Origin of the sequence: Pectobacterium colocasium, from assembly GCF_020181655.1 — a bacterium.
Taxonomy (GTDB): domain Bacteria; phylum Pseudomonadota; class Gammaproteobacteria; order Enterobacterales; family Enterobacteriaceae; genus Pectobacterium; species Pectobacterium colocasium.
Genome location: NZ_CP084032.1, coordinates 2990399 through 3012238 on the forward strand (window position 1 = coordinate 2990399; position 21840 = coordinate 3012238).

Consider the following 21840-nt stretch of genomic DNA (forward strand, 5'->3'; position numbering starts at 1 on the left):
GGGATTAGCGACTCATCTCCCATGAAGCAACGATGTGCTCCGTTGTTTCTACGGTAATCGTGTTACCTGGAATAATAAAATTCCGCCACACGTCGTTGTAATGTGTGATTAATTGTTCTGCTTTCAGTTCCCCACGATTGGCCGTCGTGTGCGCATCAGCGGCAATTGTCAACGCGTAGCCTCGACTGGCCGCATTTTTAATGGTTGCATCAACACAATAATCCGTCGCACATCCGCAAATCGTAAGGTGGTCAACTCCCAGTTTCGCCAATACATCGGCTAACGGCGTACGGTAAAATGCATCGCACGCCGCTTTGGTGATAAACAGACTCCCCTCTGGCTGATGCAGTTCAGGTAATAGCTGCCACCCCTCGCTGCCAGACAGCATGCCGTCTTCTTCATGCTGGATGAAAATCGTCCGATCTGCTGCACCTGAAAGCTGGTTTATCAATGCGACCGTCTGCGCCTGTCGCGCCCTTGGCGTTGCAAACACCGCATTTTGCATATCAATGACCATCAAAACCTGCATCTTTTTTCCTTATGTTGGCATGTAACATTATATTGGCACGTAACATCAGCACTCATTATCATCACGAAGGTAACAACCTGCCATCACGCCAGCCAGGCTGACTCGGACTAGATCATGTCCACGATACCATCAGGATAAAACTTGATTTTCCCTGAGCGCAGCAAATCAATATCAAACCAACGAGTAACGATCGGCACGCCGTTTGTCTCTATGCCATGAATGATATCTTGCTGGTAAAGTGACTCATCCTGAAAACGTGCCTCATAAACAAAGACAATCTCATGTCCAGGTTTGCCATTGTAGGAGAAAATATTTTCTGAAACGCCTAACAGCGAAAAATCCTTGGTCGCCGCGCTAATTTCCTCCTGAACTTCCCTTTCTGCTGCTGCCTGCGACAATTCGCCAAAATCAACGCCACCACCGAGCGGCAACACGTAGTGCTCATCTTTTATAGGGTCATACCCTTCAGCTAACAGAATCTTGCCATTGTTTCGGAAAAGACAAACTGCTTTTGTTCTGATCTTTTGCATGCCAACACTCCAGGTAAACTACGGCACTCTTTTGATAAAAAGACGTTTTTGATAAAAAGACATTCCCTGATAAACATACATTTTTTGACAAAATGACATGAATTGATAAAAGGCATGTAATACAGAAAAATGCCGCCTTTTTGTACAGATAAAAATCTTATAGCGCTTAATCAAAATGCATTAATAGTCTTTAATGTTCAGTGAATGTTTTTTCCCGCCTCCTCTCATTCCATCATGTTTAACTTATTGAAGTCATGCGTCTCACATAATTATTTCAGACATAATATGAGTGGGAAATGATAAATTCATATTTATCCGCCTGACCATTAATCGGCGTCATCCTTTGGCGTTCGGAAGCATCGCCAAGTCACGCCATGTTTATTTATCTTATCGACTGGTTTTATGCGTATGATCGACTAAAGTTAACTAACGATTTCTTCATGTCTGGCGGACAGCAAATTCGTGCTGTCTGGCAAGACGTGCATTAATCACGTCAGAAAACACACAAGGCAAGGGAGGAAAAGCAATGCATTCAGAGGTGCCCCCAAATGAGCTCCCGATATCTGACGCGCTTGCCCTTGATTCTCAGGTCAGCGATATGGAAATGCTCGGCAACATTGTGGAAGAGATCATTCAATCCGGCCACTCCGTCAGTAACAAGGCCATCATCGCTAAATTAATTCACAAAATTGAAACAGAGGCCAATGCCGCTTTTCAGGAGAAATATCGAGCATTGCTGGAACTGGTTGTTTATAAAACTCAGGATGACTTCCTGATTTAATGTAAGGCCACGGTACTTATCTATCGTTTTCCGATAACGTTTATACTCGTCATACTTCAAGTTGCATGTGCGTTGGCTGCGTTCACTCACCCGAATCACTTACTTGAGTAAGCTCATCGGGATTCGCTCTCTTGCCGCGTTACAAGGCTTATAAATAAGCCTTGCCCTAGCGGGCCAACGCTTTGCGTTGTTCAAAAACGCCTCGTCGTTTTTGTCCTGAAGCTCGAATTATTTAGGGTATATGCTTTATCGATCAGGATTTTATTTAATTTTCACAACCGACTATGAATATGTCCGCAATAAATAACACAGATGTTTGTATTGTTATTATTCCTGACCAACAACTATCGATTTATTAATGACGCAGAATGCGACACCTATTTATTTTACTCATCGTTAATATTCATTTCTGAATGAATAGGAAAGGGAAAAATTCGTATCGCAGCGTCGCGACACGTTCACAGCAACTCGATTCGAACGCCGTTACGGACAACAGGTTTATTAGCGATACAAGGTAGACATGCTGTCGGATTGAATAACAGAAACGAAAACGGGCTAGCCTAAGCTAACCCGTTGAATTTTTTGGCGGAGGAGTAGAGATTCGAACTCTAGAACACTTTCGCGTCGCCGGTTTTCAAGACCGGTGCCTTCAACCACTCGGCCACTCCTCCGCAATGACGCGAACTATAAACAGTGAATGAGATCTTGTAAAGCATCACTGCGCTCAATTGCCTGAAAAATAATCTACTGCAGTGCGTTTGAACGCAAAATCGTCACACAGTAGATAAAATAGTGCAACTTATCTCCCACCTCCTAAAAATCACAGAACAAAACACGAGCGCAGACTCGAAGGATGAACAATTTTCAGCGTAAAGAAGGGTAAACCACCTTTAATCACGTCCTGAAACTATTTACTCTTTGACATTGGATAATAGCACCCTGAAGAGAGAGTCGCTGATATGGATCGTATTGTTGTTTCTTCTACTCGTGAAAGCTCGCTACTCAGCACGCACAAAGTGCTGCGCAACACCTATTTCCTGCTGTCGCTAACGCTGGGCTTTTCCGCCGTTACCGCAACGGCAAGTACCGTACTTAACCTGCCTGCCCCTGGCTTGATTCTGATGCTGGTTGGGTTTTATGGCCTGATGTTCCTGACGCACAAACTGGCAAACAGCCCTGCGGGTATTCTGGCTGCATTCGCTCTGACTGGATTTATGGGTTATACGCTGGGCCCGATTTTAAGCTCGCTGATTTCTTCCGGCGCAGGCGACATTGTTATGCTAGCGCTAGGCGGCACGGCACTGGTGTTCTTCTGCTGTTCAGCCTATGTCTTAACGACACGTAAGGATATGTCCTTCCTGTCAGGCATGATGATGGCAGGATTCGTGGTTCTGATTGTTGCCGTCATCGCCAATCTGTTCTTGCAGATTCCGGCATTACATCTGGCGATCAGCGCCCTGTTTATTCTGTTCTCTGCGGGTGCCATCCTGTGGGAAACCAGTAACATCATTCACGGTGGCGAAACCAACTACATCCGGGCAACCGTTAGCCTGTATGTCGCGATATACAATATTTTCGTTAGCCTGCTGAGCATTCTGGGCATCATGCGTAACGACTAAGTCTCGTTTAGCACTACACCGAGAAAGCCCCTGTCGGGGCTTTTTTTTATTCCGGCGCAGACAGAAAAATTTGCTAAACTGCGGGCTGATTTATCGCTGGTGGAGAGAAGATGTTGGAGTTTGAAGGACGCACAATCGCAACAGACGCGCAAGGTTACCTAATGGATAGCACCGCGTGGAGTGAAGCGTTGGCTCACGTGTTAGCAGAACAAGAAGGCATCACGCTAACTGAACCGCATTGGGAAGTTGTCCGGTTTGTACGAAATTTTTATCAGGAATTTAATACATCACCCGCGATACGCATGTTGGTTAAAGCGATGGCGAAAAAGTATGGCGAAGAGAAAGGAAACAGTCGCTACCTGTATAAACTGTTCCCGAAAGGACCAGCGAAGCAGGCAACGAAAATTGCCGGCTTACCCAAACCGGTCAAATGCATCTAACGTCATCCGCTTTCAATAGCGGATCGTAAAACTCTCATAGTCCGTCTTGCCGTGTGGCTCAATAAGCACCCTATCCACTCTGGCGCTTCGTGGGCCACCTTGCTTCAGCCAGTCAATCAACGCCTCTACCGCATGAGGTTCGCCGTTTGCCACCACTTCCACGCTGCCATCATCGCAATTGCGCGCATACCCATTGAGCCCCAGTCTCCTGGCCTGATGCTGCGTGTTGTAGCGAAACCCGACGCCCTGAACCATGCCATAGACATAGGCGACTGTTGCTATCTTTACCATATTCTTCCCCCTTTCATCTTCCTCCCCCTTTTCACCCCGAGAGGCTAAACAACATTTCATTAGCAGGGGTGTATCTTCTAAAAATTTACACCATACTGTTAATAATGTGTTCAGCCAGTGATTCACCAACGAACACATCGCTTGAAAAACGCTGTACGCTAAAATAATGCTGTTCACTTAAGCATGGATTTAGGGGGAAACACGGTGATGAGGTTCCCGTAGGGATACCTCGCACCGTGGTAGCCCCCTGTATCTCGATTCTTAAACGATCGGCATTAGTACGCTAAAAGGCGTTATCAGATGCGTTTGTCCTCCTCCACGTCATCCGCAGCGAGTAGAAAGTGTAATCTATTTCCAGGGGGTTATATGATCATCTGTAAATTTGGCATCGGACAACAGATTCGTCATAAGCTGCTGGGGTTTCCGGGGGTTGTTATTGATATCGATCCCGAATACTCATTAGAAACGCCCACCTGGGAAGAAATTAGCGGCAATGATACGCCGCGTTCCGAACCGTGGTATCACGTGGTGATGGAAGATGACGAAGGCCAACCGATACATACCTATCTGGCAGAAGCACAATTGATGAAGGAAGAGCTTTCAGAACACGAGCATCCTTCACTAAATGAATTAGCCGAGGTCATTCAGCGCCGCGCACCACAACTGCGCCATTAGCTTTTCCCGACGGAAAATATTGGCTACCGAAGGCAGACATTGGCGATGTTGTGATACTCAACATCGCCCTGCGCTTGTAACGCATTTCCCCCACACGCTTACTTACCCAGCCCTAACCGTGGAATTTCAATTTTCGGGCAGCGATCCATTACGACTTTCAGCCCGGCATCGTGAGCCAAAATTGCCGCTTGCTCATTGATGACGCCGATCTGTAGCCATAGCACGTTAGCGCCAATGGCGATTGCCTCTTTGGCGACCTCATAAGCTGCTTCCGGCTGGCGAAAGACATCGACCATATCAACCGGTTTAGGAATATCCGCCAAGTTGGCATACGCTTTTTGGCCCAGAAGCGTCTGCCCTGCCAGTTTGGGGCTAACGGGAATAACGTCGTACCCCTGTTCAAGTAAATACGCCATCACACCATAACTCGGGCGAGACGGTTTATCACTGGCTCCCACAAGTGCAATGGTTTTTACCGTTTTCAGTACAGATTCAATATCACGGTCATTCATGCTATTACGCCTCTCTTGCGTGATTTATTACAGTGTATCGCACATTCTACGAATAGCAGGAAATGGCTCAAAAACCCACCATCTGCACCCTATAGAACGAAAAATGCCATAACAGCCTGTTTCAAATTGAAACCTTTGACACATTCAGACAATTCCTCAACAATACTTGGATTACGTGCCATTTGGGAAAATTATGAAATTCGGCTTCATCACTGTCTGTCTCTTTATTGCAGGTTTCAGCTCTTCTGCAATTGCGGCAACAACGTTGAAATTAGATCAGAAAATCGATCTCCTGATGGTTGACGGGCAAAAAATGTCAGGCTCGCTGCTGAAAGGCGCCGATAGCCTCGAACTTGGCAGTGGGCAACATCAGATTTTGTTCAAAGTTGCCGATACCATCGATGCCCAAACCGGTGCGCCGATCACCTATTTTCCTTCCACGTTTATTGCGGCGTTTAACACGGAAAAAGTCGCATCGGTATCATTTAAACTCCCACCGCTGCACACCCTTGAGGAGCGCAAAAATTTCACTGCTCAGCCTCAATATCAACTACTTGATGAGAAAAATCAGGCTATCCCCGTGCGTACCGATGCGCTTGTCATCGCTGACAATGAGCTGCTCGATATAGAGCGGAAGATGTCGGAATACAACGCAGCGGCGAAAGGCGCTTCCGTTGCAGGCTTTGCCACCGCACTGAATGAATCCGTAACCTGGTGATTTTACGCGCAGTCACATCAGATTTTTGATACCCGTTCGCCTTTTCCTACTTTTATCGCTTTGCACCGAAACAGCGTTTCCGTAATCTGTCTGTACCCTAGCGTCAGCTTTACTACACCAGATTGAAGGACGTAACCATGGAGTTCACCACCCGTACCATCGCCGCGCAAAAACATATTGCGCTGGTAGCACACGACCACTGTAAACAATCCTTGCTGGATTGGGTTGGTACGAATAAAGAACAGCTCAAAGAGCACACGCTTTACGCCACCGGAACCACCGGAAACCTGATTCAGTTGAATACGGGACTGCCCGTAAAAAGCATGCTGAGCGGGCCAATGGGAGGGGATCAACAGGTTGGCGCTCTCATCTCCGAAGGAAAAATCGATTTAATGATCTTCTTTTGGGATCCGCTTAACGCCGTACCACACGATCCCGATGTGAAGGCGCTCCTGAGGTTAGCTACAGTGTGGAACATTCCCGTGGCCACCAACCGTGCAACGGCGGATTTTCTGGTCAACTCTGCGCTATTTAAAGAATCCGTACAGATCACCATCCCTGATTATCAGCGCTATCTGCAAGATCGCCTGAAATAGTTACCGCAATGACCATGGACCAGCGGCGTATCACACCGTCGACGCTGGTCTCTGCAACCCCCACTTCCCTGTTTTCGCTTTTCGTTATCCCGGCTTACGCTGTGTCGGCACGCCTAAGCGATGGAGATGTTCAATAAACACCGAGGGATTTGCCACATCCTGTAGCAGCCAGACACGATGTTTCGCTCTCGTCAACGCCACATACAGTAAGCGTCGTTCTTCTGCATCGGGGAAATCCTCAGGTTCAGGTAACAGCACCGCCTCAATCACAGATTCCCTTGCCGGTGCCGGGAAACCGTCTTTCCCTTCATGCATACCCACGATAATGACATAGTCCGCCTGCTGCCCTTTACTGGCATGCACAGTCATGAAATCAATAGGCAAATTCGGCCATTTGGTCGCAGCCTTATCCAAAATAGCAGGACGTAAATGGTGGTAGCGGGCAAGCACAAGAATGCGCTCATCCGCTTTCACAAAGCCGCTCAGTTTATCCAAAAGTGGCTCAAGCTGATCCTGAGGCAGGATCGTCACCGCTTTTTTATCTCCCTTACTCAGGCTATTAAGCGGTTTTTTCAACTGATATGGGTTTTGTTGTATGAACGTGTTGGCGATTTCACCAATGCGTTCATTAAAGCGATAGGTGGTATCCAGCGCGCACTGTTCACCGACGCCGAAATGCTGCTCAAAGGCCGTCGTCAACGTCAGTTCAGCACCGCTAAAGCGGTAAATGGCCTGCCAGTCATCCCCTACGGCAAAAAGACAGGTACGACTATTCTGCCGGCGCAGTGCCGCCAACAGACTCGCACGCTGTGGCGAAATATCCTGGAATTCGTCCACCAGAATATGTTTCCAGGGGCTAACAAAACGCCCTTTATCCAGCAGGTTTACAGCCTGATGGATGAGGCCGGAGAAATCGACCGCGTTTTCATCCTTAAGTGCCTTTTTCCAGGCTTTCAACAACGGTGCCATCAGGCGAACGCGCTGCTGAAATTCGGTCCGAATGGATTCTGGCGCCTGCTCAACCATTTCGCTCTGACTGCCGCCATGCATACGCATCAGCCCTAGCCAACGCTCTAGTCGCCCGGCCAGTCGCCCCGCGAGTTTCGGGTCATGCCAGAAATCACCTTCTGGCACATCCCACTCCAGCTCTTCTGTTAACCAACGCCGCCACCCGTTAGCCTGCGTTTTCTTCTCGGCACACTGCTGCTGCCAGTGAGAAATCAGCAGTTCCCGACGCTGTTTCGCATCGCTTTCCAACTGGCTTATCATCGGTGCCTTACGGCTAGCCTGCTGAATGATGTGCAATGCCAACGCATGGAACGTCTTGGCCTGAATGTCGTCCGTGTGGAGCCGTTCCTGAATGCGCTCGTTCATCTCTTCTGCCGCTTTACGACCAAACGCCAGTAGCAAAATTTGATCGGGTGTAGCCTCCTGCCGATGCATTAACCACGCCGCTCGAGCCACCAGCACGGAGGTTTTCCCGCTACCGGCCCCTGCCAGCACCAGTACGCCTTCTTCGCCATTTATCACAGCCTTACTCTGCGACACGTTTAATGGCGAACTCTCCACCGTTTCAAAGAAAGACTGCTCTGCCGCCAACGTGCGATCCATCCATGCCTGATTCGCCGCAGTGCGCATCTCATCGCCCAGCTCAAGCCAGCGCAGGCAGTCACGGTAGTAATCACGGCAGTTATCAAAGGTTTCCAGACGAGAAACAGGCAGGGGAAGCGCAGCCAGAGAATCGCGAATAGCATTCTGCAATGTTGACAGCGCCTGACGGCTAAACCATTTATCCTGCTGCATCAGCGCTTGAATACTGTCCGTTTGACGCTGCAAAACCTCGGCGCTGACCAGACTCATCTCCTCGCTCCAGTCAAGCCAAGACTTGAGAAGATGGCGGTAAAAAGCCTGCGTTTCCTGCCATTCTGTTCCGTGCAAGCGCACCACTTTTCCGGCTGGCAATTCAAATTCCAGCTCTCCCCACACCAGCCCTCTTTTACAGTGAATGCCCAGCAGTTGGTTAAAGGGGAGCAGGTATTGATGTTTATCGCCACTCACTTCGACACCGGCATTCAGTAACCGCACCCGATTGTAAGGATGCTGGGCCAGATGTTTACCTAACGAGGTGGATTTCAGTTCCATGATGTTCGCGCCATGACTATGTGAGAGGTTATTCGTCCATTTTTCGTCGTTTATCTGTTCCCTAGTTTACCCGTTATCAGACTTCACGCTCTAGCCTTAAAAACAGGTTAGAATATCCTAATGCTTAATGTGATAATTCTTTTACCATCAGTGAGTTTGGTTACTTTACCGGGTTACCTTATACGTACAGGAGAGATTATGCGTACTGTGTTGAATATCCTTAACTTCGTATTAGGTGGTTTCTTCACCACACTAGCCTGGCTTCTGGCGACGGTCGTCAGCGTGCTGCTGATTTTTACCTTACCGCTAACACGCTCATGTTGGGAAATCACCAAGCTGTCGCTCTTGCCTTATGGCAATGAGGCCATCCATGTTGATGAACTGCGACCGGATGAAAAGAGCACGATTCTCAACGCCGGCGGCTCTCTGCTGAATATCTTCTGGTTTATTTTCTTTGGCTGGTGGCTTTGCCTGTCGCACATCATTACAGGTATCGCGCAGTGTATTACGATCATTGGCATTCCCGTTGGCATAGCCAATTTTAAGATCGCTGCCATCGCGCTATGGCCAGTAGGACGTCGCGTGGTTTCCGTCGAGCTTGCACAGGCTGCGCGGGAAAATAATGCTCGCCGCCACTTTCGTTAACGGCATCTAAGGATATTACGTTGCTCACCTTTGCCCCAGGAATTCGCCGCTATGTGTACAATAGCAGTTGGCTGTACACCATTCGTATCCTAATTGCACTCAGTGGTGCGGCGGCAGTTCCCTGGTGGCTAGGTCAGCCAACATCGACCATTCCCGTCACGCTTGGCGTCGTCGCGGCCGCCCTCACCGACCTTGACGATCGCCTCACCGGGCGCCTACGTAATCTGTTCATTACACTGGCCTGTTTTTTTGTCGCTTCCATCTCTATCGAACTGCTTTTTCCCTATCCCTGGCTGTTCGGGATTGGTCTGGCAGTATCGACCTGCGGCTTTATTCTGCTCGGCGCATTAGGGCAGCGCTATGCGACAATCGCATTCGGCGCACTGCTGATCGCGATTTACACCATGCTGGGCATCTCTCTTTATGACAACTGGTATCAGCAACCCATCATGCTGCTGATCGGCGCCTCGTGGTACAATCTGCTTACGCTGTTCGGCCATCTCATCTTCCCTATCCGCCCGTTGCAGGATAACCTCGCGCAGTGTTATCAGCAGTTGGCGCGCTATCTGGATGCAAAAGCCAACCTGTTCGATCCCGATATTGAAGAAGAAACCGACAAACCCTTGATTGACGTCGCGATGGCAAACAGCCAGTTGGTTGCGATACTCAACCAGACCAAGTCTTCGTTGTTAACCCGTCTGCGTGGCGATCGCGGACAACGCGGGACGCGCCAAACGCTGCACTACTATTTTGTCGCTCAGGATATTCACGAACGGGCCAGTTCGTCGCATGTTTACTATCCGCAACTGCGTGAAAAACTGCGCTATAGCGACGTCTTATTCCGCTTTCAACGCCTGCTGAGCATGCAAGCCAAAGCCTGTCAGAAACTGTCGCAATCCATTCTGTTGCAGCAAAAATATCAGCATGATAGCCGCCTTGAGCGGGCTTTCGTGCACCTTGAATCCGCTATTGCACGCATCACGGCCAACAACATGGCGGACGCGACCCAAATCAAGGCGCTCACTTATTTATTAAATAACCTGCGCGCGATTGATGCCCAGTTAGCGACGATCGAATCCGAACAGGCCATTGAGCAAGAAAATAACCCGGAAAACACGCTGGCAGATGACAAAATCACGGGATGGAGCGACATCCGCTTACGCATTAGCCGCCACCTAACCCCCCAGTCGGCACTGTTCCGTCATGCTATCCGTATGTCCGTATTACTCTGTAGCGGCTATGCACTGATTCAGGTCACGGGGATGCAGCACGGTTACTGGATTCTGCTGACCAGCCTGTTTGTTTGTCAGCCAAACTATAACGCTACCCGGCGGAGGCTGACGTTGAGGATTATCGGCACCTTGACCGGCATTTTACTCGGCTTGCCTGTCTTGTATTTCGTCCCTTCACTGGAAGGACAACTCACGTTAATCGTCATTAGCGGCGTACTGTTTTTCGCCTTTCGCAACGTACAGTACGCACACGCGACCATGTTTATTACGCTGCTTGTCCTGCTCTGTTTCAATCTGTTGGGCGAAGGCTTCGAAGTCGCAGTGCCACGTATTATCGATACTTTATTAGGGTGTGCCATTGCATGGGCTGCGGTGAGCTTTATCTGGCCGGATTGGCGTTTTCGTGGTCTGCCAACCGTTATCAATCAGACATTAGACGCCAACTGCCGTTATCTTGATGCGATAATGGTGCAATATCATCAGGGGAAAGATAATAGCCTGCCTTATCGTATCGCCCGCCGGGATGCGCATAACTGCGATGCCGAGCTGGCATCCGTTGTATCGAATATGTCTTCAGAACCTCACGCAACCCGGAACAAATTGGATAGTGCATTTCGCTTCATGTGTCTGAATCATACGTTGTTAAGCTATATTTCAACGCTCGGCGCACACCGCGGGAAAATTACTTCATCGGAAACGCTGCTGTTACTGGATGACGCCGTTTGCCATGTTGATGACGCACTACACGGTAGCGAAGAGGAAAGTGTGCGAATCAATCAGGGATTGAAAACTATTACCGCCAGCATTCAATCCCTTTCACCCGAATCAGACAGTAAAGAATCATTAATTATTCAGCAAATCAGCCTGCTGCTCGATCTCCTGCCTGAACTTGTACAGCTAAAAAATGACATGATTGCACAGTAAGAATAAAGCGAATTTCTTAGTGCTTGGATCCTTTGGAGACCGCATTGTTTTTATACCATTCCAACAGTTCGTTGCGGATATCGCGGGAAAGAGCTGCCTGATGCGTGCCACAAATGGCGCCAGCAAGCGCCAATAGCACGTTAACACTCAGATTAGTGCGAACCTTCCGTAACTCGAGATAGCTGTTTTTCGCACCATAATGCTGTAGTTCATCGACATTTCTTATCCCTGCTTTCCACAACAGGCGTTCAATATCGTGGTTAAGATTAGGGAGATCTTTTAGCCGTCCGTTGGTGCTTCTGACGGCTTTGTCATACTGCGCGCCGACCAACGCCAAACGGGCAAAATACAGTAACTGCACAGATTCTTGCCACAATACCTCATCAACAAGAAAATAATTCAACGGAACTGGCATGCCGCGTTTGGTATAAATCAGATTGGGCATATCACGCTGCTGAAAATATTTTTCATCCTTCTTACTCGCGCGAAGATAAAGCTCCCCTTCTGACACCAACCCGAAAATCGTTTTATTTGCTGCGATGCTGTAGCCACCAAATTGAGAACGTGAGGTGATTTCCCCCAAAGATGAAAAAGAATGCTGAGATTGCAAAATCCTTTTTCTGCATAATTGCTTCATTGCCATAATCCTTAGTATTAAAATGATTTCTTCCTGAACAATTAAAAATATCTGTAGCAGGAACAAATAATTAAACACAGCCCCGATGCGGCTTCAAACAGTAAATGTGTTTACTGTCTCTTGCATAAGGAATATGCGAAGCGCTTTCAAAAAATCAGGTTGATTTTCACGCACACAGTGAGTACTGTATGCCCATACAGTAACACTATGGGTAGAACTCATTATGCGTACGCAATCAATCAGCTCTCACAACATTCAGTCGTCATCGTTTTCTGCAAGTCAGCATGCTGCGGAAACTTCGATCAGCGCCGGCGGAATTATCAGCGAAATCGTGTACAACGCCGATCAGCCCATAGTCACACACCTGCTATTACCGCTCTTACAGCAGCTAGGTACGCAATCGCGTTGGCTGCTGTGGCTTTCTCCTCAACAAAAATTGAGCCGCCCTTGGGTACAGCAATCTGGCTTACCGCTGGATAAAATGGTGCAACTTCACCACCTCAATCCACTATTTACAGTGGATGCGATGGAAAGAGCCTTGCTGACAGGAAATTACAGCGGGGTATTATGCTGGTTACCACACGAATTAACGGAAGAAGAGAAGGTTCGGCTACGCCACGCCGCACAGGCAGGAAATACGTACGGCTTTATTATGCGGCCGGAAAGTACTGGCGGTGACGCCTATAGACTATTTCCCAGCCTTAAAATTCATTCGACATTGTATCATTAAGTAAATTAAGAATTTTCTCAGTCCTGGCTGGTTATGTGTTATACAGATCGCCGCAGAGCGGTATTCTGCGGGCTTCTTGAGTATATTTGATACAGCTAAAAGGCGTAAGATCTGTCAAAAGCATCTACTATTTGTTAGCAAGTATGTATGAATCGTGCGGTTTTCTTATGACGCAAATCACATCATACTTGTAACTTTCTCATCACGTTGTAGACTTTAACTCGCTGGAGTTGCTCTTTTATAACGTCAGTTGACTGACAGTAAGTCATAAATAAGGGCAAAGTCTCCAACCAAAGGATTTTAACCAAAGGTTTATTAGCCCCTCAGGTTAATTACCGATTTGGATGATAATGAGGCGTAAAATGAAAAAAACAGCTATCGCAGTTGCAGTGGCACTGGCTGGCTTCGCGACCGTCGCGCAAGCAGCTCCTAAAGACAATACCTGGTACACCGGTGGTAAACTGGGTGTGTCTCAATTCCACGATACTGGTTTCTACGGAAATGGTTACACTGGTGTCAACAACAACCCAATCAAAAGCAAGTTAGGCGCGGGCGCATTTGTTGGTTATCAAGCCAACCCGTACCTGGGCTTTGAACTGGGCTACGACTGGCTGGGCCGCATGAAGTATGCAGGTTCTACTGCTAGTGCAGCAGACAGTGCGAGCTTCAAAGCACAGGGCATCCAACTGGCTGCTAAACTGAGCTACCCAGTTCTGCCAGATCTGGATGTTTATACCCGTCTGGGCGGCATGGTATGGCGCGCAGACAGCCATGCAGCTACCTCTGTAAACACCGGTACAAGAGCTGACATCAATAACGACGACACTGGCGTTTCTCCGCTGGCTGCGATCGGTGTTGAATACGCTATCGACAAAAACTGGGCTACTCGTGTTGACTACCAGTGGGTAAGCAACATTGGTGATGCTGGTACCGTTGGTGCCCGTCCAGACAACATGCTGATGAGCGTTGGCCTGTCTTACCGTTTCGGTCAAGATGACCGTGTAGCACCAGTTGTTGCTCCGGCTCCAACTCCAGCTCCGGCTCCAGTTGTTGAAACCAAGCGTTTCACGCTGAAATCTGACGTCCTGTTCAACTTCAACAAAGCAACGCTGAAAGCAGAAGGCCAGCAATCACTGGATCAACTGTACACTCAGTTGAGCTCTCTGGATCCGAAAGACGGTTCCGTTGTTGTTCTGGGCTTCACTGACCGTTTAGGTTCAGAGCAATACAACCAAGCCCTGTCTGAAAAACGCGCACAGAGCGTTGTTGATTACCTGGTATCTAAAGGTATCCCTGCGAACAAAATCTCTGCTCGTGGCCTGGGCAAATCTCAACCTGTTACCGGTTCTACCTGTGACAACGTGAAACCTCGTGCTGCGCTGATCGACTGCCTGGCACCAGATCGTCGCGTAGAGATCGAAGTTAAAGGCATCAAAGACGTTGTAACTCAGCCTCAGGCTTAAGTTATTAACGAAAAAAAACCTCGCTCCGGCGAGGTTTTTTTATGACCGACATTCTTGCCCATCACTCTACGGGCCGTTGCTGCGCAACGTTGAAAAATGCTCTCTGCTTTTTTACACCTGTTTATCGACAAGCTAAATGCCAAGCGCCGATCACATCTCGTCGTTATTCAGAATAGCTTTGAGATCCTGCTTGAGCAACGACATCTGGCTGGCGTATTTCTCTTTATGCTCAGCATCTTCAATTAGCTGCACTATCGTTTCTGACAAGGTCACTCCGCGTCGTTGAGCCAAAGCCGCGAGACGCTGCCAGACCAAATATTCCAGATCGATCGATTTCTTGCGCGTATGTTGGTGCTCTGCATTGAAATGACGTTTACGCCGTGCGCGGATCGTCTGCTTCATCCGATTTTCTAAGGTTGGATTCATACATTGTGCAATCCACTCCAGCACTTTCACCGGCTGGTTTTCCATTTTAAGCAATGCCTGTACCGCTTCGTCCGCAGCACTTTGCTCCAGAAAGCGCGTGATCTCTTCTCCCTCCCGGTGTTTTTTCACCAGGTACTTCCATTTCCACCCGCACTCAAGATTTTCTAGTTGTTGATATTTCATATTAAATTCTTCAGTGACCGCGTAACGTTACTTTCAGCATAACAGTTTTCTCCGATTTTAACCGCTTTCTGGCGATTTTTTGACAGCTTTTAAGACAATCAGCCAAGCACGGCTCGGGCTTCAATATGCTAAAGATGACGGGGAGATGACTCTCCTTATGTGCACTCGACATTATTCTTGTATAATCACGGTTTTCCATCAGACGATTACATTGATACTTTGACCAGTAACCGACTCTCATGGCAGCATTTACTGCCCAATAATACGCCTTATCAAACGCTATTCACTCAGGCAGCTCAGCTTGCTCCTGCTGAATTTTCCGCTATTCAGTCGCGTCTTGCAGACAGTCTGACGCTCTTTTGCCACCCTCGATCGCCTTCTCGCTTTATGCTGTTGAAAGCGCAGGAGAACGATGAATATATGGCATTGATCGCCCGTGCGCTAAGCGCAATCAGGCCAGACTCCGGGGCGATACATGGCAGTAAATATATCATTGAGGGTCGTCATATCCGGGTCGAACCAGCCACACAGCCTGCGGATAATTTTGCCGCACAGCAGTCCTGTGGCTACCAGGAATGGATCGAACCTGAACAGCTCTTCGGCTGTGTGCGCAGTTTTCACGATGAAATCACGCTGCATCCAGGACTGATTCATCAGGTTAATGGCGGTACGCTGATCCTGTCAGCCAGAGCACTGTTGGCTCAGCCTTTAATGTGGCTGCGTCTGAAGCAGATTATGGCTGAGGGACGCTACCGCTGGTTATCACCCGATGAGCGTAAGCCACTGCCCGTTGATGTGCCCCCAATGCCGCTTGATATTCGCCTGATTATTCTCGGTGACCGCGAGAGTCTGGCTGATATTCATGACATGGAACCGGAATTAGGCGAGCACGCAATTTACGGCGAGTTTGAAGCGCAATTGCAGTTGATTGAAACCGATGACATGGCGCGCTGGTGTGCCTACATCAATGCACTATGCAGCGAGAATCAACTACCGCTACTAGACGCTGATGCCTGGCCAGCCTTCGTCAACGTCGCAGTGCGCTACAGCGGCGATCAGGGTAATTTGCCATTATGCCCACGCTGGTTAATCAACCAGCTAAAATATGCTTCGCTGTATGCCAGAGATGGTCAGATCACGGAACAGGCGCTGGTTGATGCCGTTGCCGCGCGCCAGTGGCGTGAAGGCTACCTGCGTGAGCGAATGCAGGATGAAATAGAATTAGGTCAGATCCTGATTGAAACGGAAGGCGAAGTCGTCGGCCAGGTTAATGGCCTATCCGTACTCGAGTTCCCTGGCTATCCAGTTGCCTTTGGTGAACCAACGCGCATCACCTGCGTCGTTCACGCTGGCGACGGTGAATTCACGGACGTAGAGCGCAAAGCCGAGCTTGCTGGCAATTTGCACGCGAAGGGCATGATGATCATGCAGGCGTTCCTGATTACGGAACTGGAGCTCGATCAACAGCTTCCCTTCTCCGCGTCTATGGTCTTTGAGCAGTCATACAGCGAAGTGGATGGTGACAGTGCTTCTTTGGCGGAGCTATGTGCGCTTGTCAGCGCCCTCTCCTTACGGCCAATCAATCAGCAATTCGCAGTGACCGGTTCCGTCGATCAGTTTGGTCGTGTGCAACCCATTGGCGGCGTGAATGAGAAAATTGAAGGCTTCTTTGAGGTCTGCCAGCGTCGCGGATTGACGGGAACACAGGGCGTGATTTTACCGGTGGCTAACCTACGTCATCTCTGTTTACAAGAAGAGGTCGTTGACGCGGTGCGCCAAGGGAAATTCCATCTTTTCCCAGTAGAAACCGCGCCAGAAGCGTTGTCATTATTGACCAACTTCGCTTATGACGATGAGCAGCAGCCAAATCTGCTGGCCGCGATCCGTGAGCGTATTGGACAACTTGCACCGCAGGAACGCCGACGTTTCCCTTGGTTTTTCCGTTAAACCAACTGGTTCAACCAGACGTAACAGACTTGCCCAGCGTACAGCTGTACGCTAACCTGCGTGCTTCATTAAAATAAGGCTTACAGAGACCATGGTAGATAAACGCGAATCCTATACAAAAGAAGACCTCCTTGCCTCCAGTCGTGGCGAGCTGTTTGGCCCGCAAGGCCCTCAGTTACCCGCCCCTAACATGCTCATGATGGACCGCGTCGTTAAAATGACAGAAGACGGCGGTAAGTATGGCAAAGGCTATGTGGAAGCCGAATTGGATATCACGCCTGACCTGTGGTTCTTCGGTTGCCATTTCATCGGCGACCCGGTGATGCCTGGTTGCCTCGGTCTGGATGCCATGTGGCAGCTCGTTGGTTTCTATCTGGGCTGGTTAGGTGGCGAAGGTAAAGGCCGTGCTCTCGGCGTGGGTGAAGTCAAATTCACCGGACAAGTGCTGCCGACGGCGAAGAAAGTGACTTATCGCATTCACTTCAAACGTGTGATCAATCGCCGCCTGGTGATGGGTATTGCTGATGGCGAAGTACTGGTTGACGGTCAGCAGATCTATACCGCAGACGAACTGAAAGTGGGTCTGTTCAAAGACACCAGCGCTTTCTAAGCGTCAGATAGCACTGCGGGCGAAACACCTTTCGCCCGCGTTATCCGTTTTATCTCTTCAACACTATCTTATCCCAGCATAAACCACTCGCCCTATCATGACTAATGCCGATCGTTTAAGAATCGAGATACCGGGGGCTACCACGGTGCGAGGTATCCCTACGGGAACCTCATCACCGTGTTTCCCCCTAAATCCATGCTTAAGTGAACAGCATTACGCCCTATCATGACGGGCTTTTCAGCTCATTGGTGATCGACTGCCGTACATCTTGCGGTATCTTCAATTCGGTCGCTAACGCATCCAGATAGCTTTTCTCCATGAAGTGATCGACGTCAATGACGGCACAACTTAGGAAGTAGATCTCAAGTGCCTCTTCTTCATTCTTCACATCTTTCGCCAACAGAACCGGGTCAAGCGGCTGCTCTATCGCTTCCTGTACCCAGCGGTGTGCTTCACTGCCCAGTTGCAGTTGCTGAATGTTTTCATCAATACGCTGTTTCTCGGTGGTATCAATGTGGCCGTCACTTTTAGCAGCAAAAACCAGAGCCTGAATCAGACGACGGGCGCGGATAGTGTCGGCTGAGGATTGGGTGCCAAACTGCGGATCGTCCTGATGCGTGTCGCGAACGCGTTTCTTATACTGGTTCCACAACACTACGCCCGCCGCAGCGCTGCCGCCAATGATCAACGCATTCTTACCCAATGAGCCCATGATCTTCCGCGTGGATTTATTCGACAACAAGACGCCAGCCAAACCGCCCAGTGCAGCGGGCTTCAGCATGTCGCCCAAATTACCGTTTTTGCCCCCTTGATGATGATTCCCCTGCTTGCTACCGGAGTTTAATAAGCCCTGAATCTGTTGCAGCCAATTATTCATTTTCATTCCTCAAGGAAAAGTGACATCACTGATGGTGTTATCACCCATAGTAATCGTGCGGAAGGCCTTTGTTTGTCAGATTGTGTATAACAATGAAAAGTATGGACCACCCTTTCTGGGCAGCCCATCTGGCAATGCGAGGAGCGTTATGAAGCGGGTTTCAGCGGTGCTTTTCTGACCGGCGTGTTTCCCGACACGTAGTAACGCGCTTTGCTGCGCGGCAACGGCTGGCGACGGCGGATTCGGTCGGCAATCTTCTCGGCAATCATGATGGTTGTCGCGTTAAGATTCCCCGTAATAATCTGCGGCATGATGGAGGCATCCACGACTCGTAACCCTTCCATACCGTGGACCCGGCCTTGCCCATCAACCACCGCCATCTCATCTTCTCCCATCTTACAGGAACAAGAGGGATGGAATGCCGTCTCAGCATGGGTGCGGATAAACTCGTCCAGTTCCTCATCGGTCTGAACCTCTAACCCAGGGCTGATTTCTCGCCCACGGTATTTATCCAGCGCGGGCTGCGCCATGATTTCACGCGTAATGCGGATTGCATCGCGAAACTCCTGCCAGTCCTGCTCAGTCGACATATAGTTGAACAGAATGCTGGGGTGCTCACGGGCATCTTTGGATCGAACCTGCACACGCCCCCGACTCAGTGAGCGCATAGAACCGACGTGAGCCTGGAACCCGTGCTCTTTTACCGCGTTACTACCGTTGTAGTTAATCGCAACGGGGAGAAAGTGGTATTGAATGTTCGGCCAGGCGAACTCATCACGGCTGCGAATAAAGCCGCCCGCCTCAAATTGGTTGCTGGCTCCAACACCTGTGCCGTTAAACAGCCATTCCGCCCCGATTTTCGGCTGATTAAACCATTGCAGCGCGGGGTACAGCGATACCGGCTCTTTGCAGGCGTATTGCAAATACATTTCCAGGTGATCCTGTAAATTTTCACCGACGCCTGGCAAATCGTGCACGACGGGAATATCGAGACGCTGAAGCAGATCTTTCGGCCCCACGCCGGAACGTTGCAGGATCTGCGGCGAGGCGATCGCGCCTGCACACAATAGCACTTCGCGGCGTGCCTTTGCCGTCTCCGCATTGTCGCCTTTAAAGTAAGCCACGCCAATGGCGCGCTTTCCGTCAAAGAGAATCGTGTCGGTTAAGGCATGCGTCACGATGGTCAGATTTTTACGGCCTTTTGCCTGATCCAGATAACCTCTCGCGGTACTGGCTCGACGTCCCTTAGGCGTAACGGTCCTGTCCATCGGCCCAAACCCTTCCTGCTGATAGCCGTTAAGATCGTCCGTACGCGGATACCCTGCCTGTACACCCGCTTCAACCATCGCGTGAAACAATTCGTTGTTGCCCATCTTCGGTGTGGTCACCGACACTGGCCCCGTCGCACCATGATAGTCATTCGATCCCACATCCCGCGTTTCTGCTTTGCGGAAATACGGCAGGCAATCAAGGTAACTCCAGTCCTCCAGACCCGGCATCGTCGCCCAGTGATCAAAATCCATCGCATTGCCACGGATGTAGCACATGCCGTTAATCAGCGATGACCCACCCAACCCTTTGCCACGACCGCATTCCATACGGCGATTATTCATGTGAGGCTCAGGGTCAGTCTCATAAGCCCAGTTATAGCGCTTCCCCTGTAGCGGGAACGCTAATGCCGCAGGCATTTGCGTGCGAAAATCCAACCGATAGTCCGGGCCACCCGCTTCAAGCAGCAGTACGCTCACGTCGCTTTCTTCTGTTAAACGCGTCGCCAGCACATTGCCAGCGGAACCCGCGCCGATAATGATGTAATCATATTCCATTAGGCTTTCTCCCCTTCGTTTAAAATACCGAGCGGAATTCACCCAGTTCAACCTGTACAGACTTAATTTGCGTATAGTGTTCCAATGTTGTTATGCCGTTTTCACGTCCGACACCCGAATGTTTGTAGCCGCCCACAGGCATCTCAGCCGGAGATTCGCCCCAGGTATTGATCCAGCAAATCCCTGCTTCAAGCTGATGAATAACCCGATGTGCCCGATTCAAATCGCTGGTCACGATGCCAGCCGCCAGCCCATACTCGCTATCATTGGCACGACGGATAACCTCATCCTCATCCTGATACGTCAGAATGCTCATGACCGGGCCAAAGATTTCTTCCCGCACAATCTTCATATCGTCCCGGCAATCTGTGAACACCGTCGGGGCAACGTATGCGCCTTGTGCATATTTCTCGTCAGTCATCGGTTCGCCACCCACCAGCACGCGAGCGCCTTCGCGTTTTCCACTTTCGATGTAACGCAATACGGATTCTTTGTGCGGGAAGCTAACCAGTGGACCAAAATTCACCTGTTCGTCAATCGGGTCACCGATACGGATGCGCTGAACGCGAGCCAGAATTTTTTCCTCAAACTGCGCCTGCAATGCCTGTGGAACGAAGACGCGCGTACCGTTGGTGCACACCTGTCCTGAACTGAAAAAATTCGCCATCATGGCGATATCCGCGGCCTTATCCAGATCGGCATCAGCAAAAATGATCAGCGGCGATTTCCCACCCAGTTCCATCGTGACCGCTTTCAAGGTCGAGCCGGCGGCATTGGCCATTACCGTTTTTCCGCTGGCGATCCCTCCCGTGAAAGAGACTTTGGCAATCCCCGGATGCATGGTCAGCGCCTGACCAACGGATTGCCCCGTTCCCGTCAGTACGTTGAATACGCCCGCGGGTAAGCCCGCTTCGGTATAGATTTCTGCCAGCTTCAGCGCGGTTAGCGACGTGACTTCACTGGGCTTGAAGATCATCGCGTTGCCAGCCGCCAGCGCAGGGGCCGATTTCCACAATGCGATCTGAATGGGGTAGTTCCAGGCACCGATGCCAGCGACCACCCCAAGCGGTTCCCGGCGGGTATAGACGAACGAGGTATCACGCAGGGGAATCTGCTGCCCTTCGATCATGGGAATCAACCCCGCGTAATATTCCAGAACATCCGCACCGGTCACGATATCGACGGTGCGCGTTTCTGAGAGCGGCTTGCCGGTGTCGTGCGTTTCAAGCAAGGCGAGTTCATCATTACGCTCACGCAGGATATCCACGGCACGGCGTAAAATACGCGAGCGCTCCATCGCTGTCATCGCCGCCCATATCTTCTGCCCTGCTGCGGCTGCGCTGACCGCTCGGTCAACGTCAGCAGCCGTGGCCGATTGAAGCTGGGCGATGATGTCACCGTTCGCGGGGTTCACCGCATCAAACGTATCGTCACCCGTGCTATCGACATAAGCGCCGTTGATATAAAGCTGTTGTAAACCGTAGCGAGACATAACTTCTCCTGTCTG

General features: G+C 49.9%; 22 protein-coding genes and 1 tRNA gene. 12 read left to right on the top strand and 11 right to left on the bottom strand.

The genetic code is table 11. From position 1 onward, the window contains the following. Positions 1–4: 4 nt before the first annotated feature. Positions 5–529 carry an isochorismatase family protein gene (locus LCF41_RS13395; protein WP_225085040.1) on the bottom strand — a complete coding sequence of 175 codons (525 nt, stop codon included), beginning with the start codon at positions 527–529 and terminating at the stop codon, positions 5–7. 107 nt (positions 530–636) lie between these two features. Next, entirely contained in the window at positions 637–1059 is a 423-nt protein-coding gene (locus LCF41_RS13400; RefSeq protein WP_225085041.1) for an NUDIX hydrolase, read from the bottom strand. Between the two features lie 526 nt (positions 1060–1585). Between LCF41_RS13400 and LCF41_RS13405 the strand changes: the two genes are divergently transcribed. After that, positions 1586–1840, top strand: a complete 255-nt coding sequence (locus LCF41_RS13405; RefSeq protein ID WP_225085042.1) for a biofilm/acid-resistance regulator YmgB/AriR — start codon at positions 1586–1588, stop codon at positions 1838–1840. Between the two features lie 583 nt (positions 1841–2423). Here the strand turns inward: LCF41_RS13405 and LCF41_RS13410 are convergent. Next, positions 2424–2511, bottom strand: a tRNA-Ser gene (locus LCF41_RS13410). A 288-nt stretch (positions 2512–2799) separates the two neighbouring features. Here LCF41_RS13410 and yccA point away from each other — a divergent pair. Together yccA and tusE are read left to right on the top strand one after the other, a co-directional pair. Further along, positions 2800–3459, top strand: coding sequence for an FtsH protease modulator YccA (gene yccA / locus LCF41_RS13415; protein WP_107167731.1), 660 nt, complete (start codon positions 2800–2802; stop codon positions 3457–3459). Positions 3460–3569: 110 nt separating this feature from the next. Next, positions 3570–3899, top strand: coding sequence for a sulfurtransferase TusE (tusE, locus tag LCF41_RS13420; protein WP_225085043.1), 330 nt, complete (start codon positions 3570–3572; stop codon positions 3897–3899). A 12-nt stretch (positions 3900–3911) separates the two neighbouring features. On the opposite strand, the gene yccX is transcribed toward tusE, so the two are convergent. After that, positions 3912–4190, bottom strand: a complete 279-nt coding sequence (yccX, locus tag LCF41_RS13425; protein ID WP_225085044.1) for an acylphosphatase — start codon at positions 4188–4190, stop codon at positions 3912–3914. 366 nt (positions 4191–4556) lie between these two features. Here yccX and hspQ point away from each other — a divergent pair, with 366 nt between their 5' ends. Beyond that, positions 4557–4865, top strand: a complete 309-nt coding sequence (gene hspQ, locus LCF41_RS13430; RefSeq protein WP_015840746.1) for a heat shock protein HspQ — start codon at positions 4557–4559, stop codon at positions 4863–4865. A gap of 98 nt (positions 4866–4963) precedes the next feature. On the opposite strand, the gene LCF41_RS13435 is transcribed toward hspQ, so the two are convergent. After that, on the bottom strand, positions 4964–5377 hold the full coding sequence (locus LCF41_RS13435) for a CoA-binding protein (protein WP_225085045.1): 414 nt from the start codon (positions 5375–5377) through the stop codon (positions 4964–4966). A gap of 193 nt (positions 5378–5570) precedes the next feature. Here LCF41_RS13435 and LCF41_RS13440 point away from each other — a divergent pair, with 193 nt between their 5' ends. Then, positions 5571–6095, top strand: a complete 525-nt coding sequence (locus LCF41_RS13440; RefSeq protein ID WP_225085046.1) for a DUF2057 family protein — start codon at positions 5571–5573, stop codon at positions 6093–6095. A gap of 137 nt (positions 6096–6232) precedes the next feature. Continuing rightward, a complete protein-coding gene (locus tag LCF41_RS13445) occupies positions 6233–6691 on the top strand; it encodes a methylglyoxal synthase (protein WP_225085047.1) in 459 nt (152 codons plus the stop codon). Positions 6692–6775: 84 nt separating this feature from the next. On the opposite strand, the gene helD is transcribed toward LCF41_RS13445, so the two are convergent. Beyond that, positions 6776–8833, bottom strand: a complete 2058-nt coding sequence (helD, locus tag LCF41_RS13450) for a DNA helicase IV (protein ID WP_225085048.1) — start codon at positions 8831–8833, stop codon at positions 6776–6778. A 198-nt stretch (positions 8834–9031) separates the two neighbouring features. Between helD and LCF41_RS13455 the strand changes: the two genes are divergently transcribed. Together LCF41_RS13455 and yccS are read left to right on the top strand one after the other, a co-directional pair. After that, positions 9032–9478, top strand: coding sequence for a YccF domain-containing protein (locus LCF41_RS13455; RefSeq protein ID WP_225085049.1), 447 nt, complete (start codon positions 9032–9034; stop codon positions 9476–9478). A 20-nt stretch (positions 9479–9498) separates the two neighbouring features. Beyond that, positions 9499–11634 (top strand): YccS family putative transporter, encoded by a 2136-nt coding sequence (yccS, locus tag LCF41_RS13460; protein ID WP_225085050.1) that lies wholly within the window; start codon positions 9499–9501, stop codon positions 11632–11634. Positions 11635–11650: 16 nt separating this feature from the next. Here yccS and LCF41_RS13465 read toward each other — a convergent pair whose 3' ends face one another. After that, positions 11651–12271, bottom strand: coding sequence for a TfoX/Sxy family DNA transformation protein (locus LCF41_RS13465; protein WP_225088178.1), 621 nt, complete (start codon positions 12269–12271; stop codon positions 11651–11653). 223 nt (positions 12272–12494) lie between these two features. Here LCF41_RS13465 and sulA point away from each other — a divergent pair, with 223 nt between their 5' ends. After that, complete coding sequence (sulA, locus tag LCF41_RS13470; protein ID WP_225085051.1) at positions 12495–13001, top strand: SOS-induced cell division inhibitor SulA; 507 nt, start codon at positions 12495–12497, stop codon at positions 12999–13001. Positions 13002–13363: 362 nt separating this feature from the next. After that, the gene (ompA, locus tag LCF41_RS13475) at positions 13364–14464 is read left to right on the top strand and encodes a porin OmpA (RefSeq protein ID WP_225085052.1); all 1101 of its coding nucleotides are present in this window, start codon (positions 13364–13366) and stop codon (positions 14462–14464) included. A 150-nt stretch (positions 14465–14614) separates the two neighbouring features. On the opposite strand, the gene matP is transcribed toward ompA, so the two are convergent. Then, positions 14615–15073 (bottom strand): macrodomain Ter protein MatP, encoded by a 459-nt coding sequence (gene matP, locus LCF41_RS13480; protein WP_180777826.1) that lies wholly within the window; start codon positions 15071–15073, stop codon positions 14615–14617. 177 nt (positions 15074–15250) lie between these two features. Here matP and LCF41_RS13485 point away from each other — a divergent pair, with 177 nt between their 5' ends. Together LCF41_RS13485 and fabA are read left to right on the top strand one after the other, a co-directional pair. Continuing rightward, positions 15251–17020 carry an AAA family ATPase gene (locus LCF41_RS13485; protein WP_225085053.1) on the top strand — a complete coding sequence of 590 codons (1770 nt, stop codon included), beginning with the start codon at positions 15251–15253 and terminating at the stop codon, positions 17018–17020. 91 nt (positions 17021–17111) lie between these two features. After that, positions 17112–17630 carry a bifunctional 3-hydroxydecanoyl-ACP dehydratase/trans-2-decenoyl-ACP isomerase gene (fabA, locus tag LCF41_RS13490; protein WP_039353100.1) on the top strand — a complete coding sequence of 173 codons (519 nt, stop codon included), beginning with the start codon at positions 17112–17114 and terminating at the stop codon, positions 17628–17630. Positions 17631–17853: 223 nt separating this feature from the next. Here the strand turns inward: fabA and LCF41_RS13495 are convergent, their stop codons facing one another. The 3 genes from LCF41_RS13495 to betB all read right to left on the bottom strand — a co-directional run bounded on the left by LCF41_RS13495 (position 17854) and on the right by betB (position 21825). Next, entirely contained in the window at positions 17854–18507 is a 654-nt protein-coding gene (locus LCF41_RS13495; RefSeq protein ID WP_225085054.1) for a tellurite resistance TerB family protein, read from the bottom strand. 146 nt (positions 18508–18653) lie between these two features. Further along, a complete protein-coding gene (betA, locus tag LCF41_RS13500) occupies positions 18654–20333 on the bottom strand; it encodes a choline dehydrogenase (protein ID WP_225085055.1) in 1680 nt (559 codons plus the stop codon). 19 nt (positions 20334–20352) lie between these two features. Beyond that, positions 20353–21825: a betaine-aldehyde dehydrogenase gene (gene betB / locus LCF41_RS13505; RefSeq protein WP_225085056.1), complete on the bottom strand. Its 1473-nt coding sequence runs from the start codon at positions 21823–21825 to the stop codon at positions 20353–20355. Between the last annotated feature and the right edge of the window lie 15 nt (positions 21826–21840).